Here is a 6,159-nt window from a genome sequence, read left to right as displayed (position 1 = left end):
AAATGAAGGGCTTTTATCGCCTGCCTCCAAGAACGAGCAAATCCACCACCCAATCGGACGGTTTTTGAGATTCGTTTTTGCCGAATCCTGAAGGATAGGCTTCGGCGAGGGAGATGAGCCTTATATGGGGCGCCTGACGCGGAATTCCAGGGTGCTTGCCTATGCCGCGCCTCACTCGCTAGTTTGGCGATGAAGAACGATGCGGCGGAGTGAAGAATGCTTGTCCTTGATAAAGAACAAACGCGCGCGGCCCTGCCCTGGCCGGAACTGATCGAGGCGATCGCCCGCATGTTCCAGAGCGAATGCGTGATGCCGGTGCGCCATCACCATGAGATGGAGGTACCGGGTGAGGAGAGCGCCACACTGCTCCTGATGCCGGCCTGGGTTCCTGGACGCTATGCCGGGGTGAAGACGGTCTCGGTCTTTCCAGGCAATGTGCGGCGGAGCCTGCCGGCGATCTTCGGAACCTATCTTCTTTCCTCCGGCGCTACCGGGGAAATGCTTGCCGCAATCGACGGCGGCGAGTTGACGGCGCGGCGGACGGCGGCAGCATCGGCGCTGGCGGCCCGATATCTCGCCCGTGCCGACGCGGAAGAGCTGCTCGTCTGCGGAACCGGGCGGCTGTCGCTCAACCTGATGCTTGCCCATGGCACGACCCGGCCGATCAAGAGGTACCGGGTCTGGGGCCGCAACGGGCAAGCGGCGGAAAAGATCGCAGCCGAAGCCCGGGCGCTCGGACTGAATGCCGAGGCGGTCGCGGATGCTGAAGCCGCAGCGCGGACAGCCGATATCATTTCCTGCGCCACGCTTTCCAGCGCACCGCTGATATCAGGCGAATGGCTGAAGCCCGGCGCCCATCTCGATCTCGTCGGCGCCTTCAAGCCGAGCATGCGCGAAAGCGACGACGAGGCCATCCGCCGTGCCTCCGTTTATGTCGATACTCGCGCCGGCGCCATCGCCGAGGCAGGCGACATCGTCCAGCCGCTGAAAAGCGGCGTGCTGAAGGAAGCCGACATCAGGGCTGAGCTTGCGGAACTCGTCAGCGGCGCCTATGGCGGACGAAGCCATGACGCAGAAATCACGCTGTTCAAGTCGGTGGGTGCGGCGTTGGAGGATCTCGCCGGCGCCATCCTTGCCTATGAGACAGTGACGGGCCAAAAGTGACAATCAGTGCATCCTTGCCGGAGCTCCCGGTTTCACATGTCCTGCCGGCCGTCGCTACCGCGCTGGAAAAGCAAAAACGCGCCATTCTTTCCGCCCCGCCCGGCGCCGGCAAGACGACGCTGGTACCGCTTTACCTGCTCGACAAGACCTGGCGCGGCGACGGCAAGATCATCCTGCTGGAGCCACGGCGGCTGGCGGCGCGAGCAGCGGCAAGCCGGATGGCATCGCTGATCGGCGAACAGGTCGGCGAGACAGTCGGCTACCGCATGCGCCTCGACAACAGGGTATCGGCAGCGACACGGATCGAGGTGGTAACCGAAGGGGTTTTTGCCCGGATGATCCTCGACGATCCGGAACTGGACGGCGTCTCGGTCGTGATCTTCGACGAGTTCCACGAGCGTTCGTTGGACGCAGACTTCGGACTCGCTCTGGCGCTCGACGTCCAGTCGGCGCTGCGCGAGGATCTGCGCATCCTCGTCATGTCGGCCACCCTCGACGTCGAACGCGTGGCCGCCCTGCTCGACCATCCACCTGTTATCGAAAGCCTGGGGCGCAGCTTTCCGATCGATATGCGTTACCAGGATCGACCGGGCGGCGAACGTATCGAGGATGCCGTGACGCGGGCGATACTCGATGCCCATGCCAATGAGGCCGGCTCGATCCTCGCCTTCCTGCCCGGCCAGGCGGAAATCACCCGGACCGTGGAACGCTTGGCAGGACGATTCGGAGCCGAAACGCTGATTGCGCCCCTTTACGGCAATCTCAGCCAGAAGGAGCAGGATGCGGCGATCCGACCGGCATCCCAAGGGACGCGCAAGATCGTGCTTGCGACATCGATCGCTGAAACATCGATCACCATCGACGGTGTCAGGATCGTGATCGACAGCGGGCTGCAGCGCCTGCCGGTCTTCGAGGCGTCGACCGGGATCACGCGGCTGGAGACGGTGCGCGTGTCGCGGGCTTCCGCCGATCAGCGGGCCGGCCGTGCCGGACGAACGGAACCGGGCATCGCCGTCAGACTGTGGCACCAGGGACAGACGGCGGCACTGCCGGCCTTCACCCCACCTCAGATCCTTTCCAGCGATCTCTCGGGGCTGGTGCTCGACCTCGCACATTGGGGCGTTCAAGATCCGGCATCCCTTGCCTTCGTCGATCAACCGCCGGAAACGACGCTGAGGGAAGCGCGAGTGCTGCTTGGCCAGCTTGGCGCACTCGACAAGGACGGAGCGCTGACAGCGCGCGGCAAGGTAATGCGCGATCTCGCTTTGCCGCCGCGGCTTGCCGCCATGGTCGTCTCGGCGGGAGAAGCTGGACACGCCCGGAACGCGGCGATGATCGCCGTGCTGCTCACTGAACAGGGGCTTGGCGGAACGAGTGTCGATATCGAGGAGCGGCTGCGACGCTTCAAGGCCGAGCACGGAGAGAGAGCAGAGGCCTCAAGGCGGCTAGCGGGACGGCTGGCGAGCGGTCTCGACAGGGTTGCCTCAGCGGTGCCGGCGCTTGCAGGTCAGCTGCTGCTGCATGCGTTCCCGGATCGAATCGCACTTCAGCGCGGCGGGCGCGGCCGATTCGTGATGGCGAACGGGCGCGGAGCAGAGCTGCCGGAAACCGAGAGGCTGGCCGGCAGCCAGATGCTGGTGATTGCCGACCTGACCGGACGGGCGGCGCAGGCGCGGGTTCTGGCGGCAGCCGAGGTGACACGCGGCGACATCGAAGCCGAACTGCCCGGTGAGATCAAAACCGGCGACCAGATATTCTTCGACCGCCAGAGCCGGCAAATCCGGGCGCGGCGGGCAACCCGGCTCGGCGCGATCGTCTTCGAAGAGACACCCTTGCCGCGCCCTTCCGGGGCAGCGGTCACCCAGGCACTGGTGGAAGGGGTACGCGAGCTGGGGCTCGATCAGCTTGCCTTCTCGAAGGAGGCCATTCAGCTTCGCGAGCGGATCGGCTTTCTCCACAGGACGATCGGTGAGCCCTGGCCCGATGTCAGCGATAGTGCCCTGCTTTCCCGGCTGGACGACTGGTTCGCACCCTTTCAGACGGAAGCCCGCGGCCTTTCGGAGATTTCCGCAGCCGGCCTTTCGAACGGACTGATGTCGCTGGTGCCGCACGAATTGCAACGCGACCTTAGCCGGCTTGCGCCGACCCATTTCGAAGCGCCGACCGGCCAAAGGCATCCGATCCAATATGAGGGCGAGGAGCCGGTGCTGACGATCCGCGTGCAGGAGCTGTTTGGACTGAAGCAGCATCCAGCCATTGCCGGTGGCCGCCTGCCGCTGCTGCTCGAGCTCACCTCGCCGGCGCACCGGCCGATCCAGACGACACGCGACTTGCCGGGCTTCTGGGCCGGATCGTGGAAGGATGTGCGTGCCGGCATGCGCGGACGCTATCCCCGGCATCCCTGGCCGGAACGGCCGGAGGATGCGTTGCCGACGACACGGGCAAAACCGCGTGGTACATGAGGGCCATTCAAGGAGCCCCCGGCATGATCGATAAGCCTGACATGCTCGACAAGACGGAAGGCTATACGCTGGAGGACCGGCATAGCAGCCGCAGGCTGCGCCTGCAGACACTGGTGCGGCTGCGCTGGCTTGCCGTCGGCGGACAGGCGCTGACGGTTTTCATCGTTGCCTTCTGGCTGAAATTTCCCTTGCCGCTGATTGCCAGCTCTTCGCTGATCGCCGCCCTGGCCTGGGTGAATTTCTACCTGACGATCCGCTATCCGCCGACGCATCGGCTGGAACCGCCGGCCGCCTTTGCGCTGCTCGGCTTCGACCTTTTGCAGCTCTGCGCGCTGCTCTTCATCACCGGCGGCCTTGCCAATCCCTTCGCAGCGCTCGTCTGCGTGCCGGTCATCATCTCCTTTGCCTCGCAGCCGATTCGCTACAGCACCGCGCTGATCGGCGTTGCGATGGTCTGCATCACGGTGCTTGCCTTTTCGCCCTTTCCACTGCCCTGGTTCGACGGGGCCGAGATCAACGTGCACAACGTCATGCAGTTCGGTGTCTGGTGCTCGATCGCCTCGACCATGGCATTCGCCGCTTTCTATGCCTATCGGGTCTCGATGGAAGCGAGCCAGCTTGCCGATGCGCTGGCTGCGACCGAACTGGTGCTGCAGCGGGAAAAGCATCTGTCGCAGCTCGACGGGCTGGCAGCCGCCGCCGCCCATGAACTCGGCACGCCGCTCGCGACGATCAGCGTCGTTGCCAAGGAAATGGAGCGGGAGCTTAAGGATGACGATCGTTTCCGCGAGGACGTGATGCTGCTACGCAGCCAGAGCGAACGCTGCCGCGACATCCTGCGGCGGCTGACGACGCTTTCCTCCGAAGGCGAGGCGCATATGCGCCGGCTGCCGCTTTCCTCGATGATCGAGGAGATCGTCGCGCCGCACCGGGAATTCGGCATCAGATTGGAGCTTATCGAAAAGAGCCCGCGCAAGGGCGAGCCGGTCACCGACCGCAATGCCGGCATCATGTATGGGCTCGGCAATCTGATCGAAAATGCCGTCGATTATGCGCGAGAGAAAGTGATCGTTACCGTCGAGCACGATCACGACAAAGTGCTGATCGTTATCGAGGACGACGGCAACGGTTATGCGCCCGATATTCTGACGCGGATCGGCGAACCCTATGTGACGAAGCGGCAGAAAGAGGATACGGCGGGTGGCCTCGGGCTCGGGCTTTTCATCGCCAAGACGCTGCTGGAGCGCTCCGGCGCATCGCTGATTTTCGAGAACCGCGATCCGGAAAGTGCGGGCGCGCGTATCCGGATCGAATGGCCGCGCATGCTGATTGACGCAAATTCGACAAAATGACTTGGTCGGCATAAACAGGATATAAGCGGTTGACGCAGATCGGGCGTTCAACCGTCGGGACCGGGACGATGACAGAACAGAATCATGACAATTTCGCCGCGTCGGACGAGGACCATATCGGTCCCGACGCCAGCCTGCTGATCGTCGATGACGACGGGCCGTTTCTGCGCCGCCTGGCACGGGCGATGGAGACACGCGGCTTCCAGGTGGAGACGGCCGAATCAGTGGCGGAGGGCGTTGCGAAATCGAAAGGCCGGCCGCCAAAATATGCGGTGGTCGACCTTCGGCTCGGCGACGGCAATGGGCTCGACGTCATCGAGGCGATCCGCCAGCGGCGCGACGACACCAGGATCATCGTGCTGACCGGGTATGGCAATATCGCAACGGCGGTCACGGCCGTGAAACTCGGCGCCGTCGATTATCTTGCAAAGCCTGCGGATGCCGACGACGTGTTTTCGGCGCTGACGCAGCGGCCGGGTGAAAAGGCCGAGCTTCCCGAAAATCCAATGTCGGCCGACCGGGTGCGCTGGGAGCACATCCAGCGGGTCTATGAAATGTGCGAGCGCAATGTTTCCGAAACGGCGCGCCGGCTCAACATGCACCGGCGGACGCTGCAGCGTATCCTTGCCAAACGCGCGCCGAAATAAACGCGCACGTCGCGCCCATTAAACATCATCCACGGTGAACGGTTTTCCGTTCGCCCATTCGGCCATCATCAGCCTTTGCGCGGCGGCACGCGAGAAGTTGAGCGTGACGGATTTGCGCGTGGCCGGCGCCATGCGGTGTTCCGGCGCCTCGCGAATCATATGGGCGCCGTAACCATCCGACAGGAACAGTCCGCATTCCTCGGGAAAGATCTCCAACGGCACATCCTGGTGAGTCGCGAAGAACAGCCGGTCGCAATGCAGCCTGTATTCCGGCCATTTGCGATCCACCCTGAAATCTTCGATCGAGGTCTTGATTTCGATGATCCAGACCTCGCCCTTTTCCGAAAGCGTGATCAGATCGGCGCGGCGGCCGCTGGCCAGCGGCAGTTCGGGCAGCACGGCGTGGCGCATTTCATGCAGCAATATCTGCGTTCCGCGCCGCACCATCATGGCCCTGTCCGATTGCCGGCCATCGATTAACGGATTGTTATTGTAAACACTCAAAATCGTCATGGATAACCACCGCGGGGGCTG

Annotated in this window: 5 protein-coding genes; 4 read left to right on the top strand and 1 reads right to left on the bottom strand. The window is 63.5% G+C overall.

Annotation, left to right across the window (positions count from 1 at the left end; all coding sequences use genetic code 11):
• Positions 1–216 precede the first annotated feature (216 nt).
• From RWK44_RS04600 to RWK44_RS04585, 4 genes are all read left to right on the top strand, one after another.
• A complete protein-coding gene (locus RWK44_RS04600; protein WP_316028423.1) occupies positions 217–1,164 on the top strand; it encodes an ornithine cyclodeaminase family protein in 948 nt (315 codons plus the stop codon).
• A complete protein-coding gene (hrpB, locus tag RWK44_RS04595; protein ID WP_316028422.1) occupies positions 1,161–3,626 on the top strand; it encodes an ATP-dependent helicase HrpB in 2,466 nt (821 codons plus the stop codon). Before RWK44_RS04600 ends, hrpB begins: the two co-directional genes overlap by 4 nt.
• Before the next feature lie 23 nt (positions 3,627–3,649).
• A complete protein-coding gene (locus tag RWK44_RS04590; RefSeq protein WP_316028421.1) occupies positions 3,650–4,978 on the top strand; it encodes an ActS/PrrB/RegB family redox-sensitive histidine kinase in 1,329 nt (442 codons plus the stop codon).
• A 68-nt stretch (positions 4,979–5,046) separates the two neighbouring features.
• Positions 5,047–5,625, top strand: coding sequence for an ActR/PrrA/RegA family redox response regulator transcription factor (locus RWK44_RS04585; RefSeq protein ID WP_025396545.1), 579 nt, complete (start codon positions 5,047–5,049; stop codon positions 5,623–5,625).
• An 18-nt stretch (positions 5,626–5,643) separates the two neighbouring features.
• Here the strand turns inward: RWK44_RS04585 and RWK44_RS04580 are convergent, their stop codons facing one another.
• On the bottom strand, positions 5,644–6,138 hold the full coding sequence (locus RWK44_RS04580; protein ID WP_012759589.1) for an MmcB family DNA repair protein: 495 nt from the start codon (positions 6,136–6,138) through the stop codon (positions 5,644–5,646).
• Positions 6,139–6,159 lie beyond the last annotated feature (21 nt).

It is taken from the genome of Rhizobium sp. 25PS6, from assembly GCF_032464655.1.
In the GTDB taxonomy this organism is placed as follows: domain Bacteria; phylum Pseudomonadota; class Alphaproteobacteria; order Rhizobiales; family Rhizobiaceae; genus Rhizobium; species Rhizobium laguerreae.
Note: the sequence above shows the minus strand (reverse complement) of the source record. Positions and strands in the feature narration are given on the sequence as shown.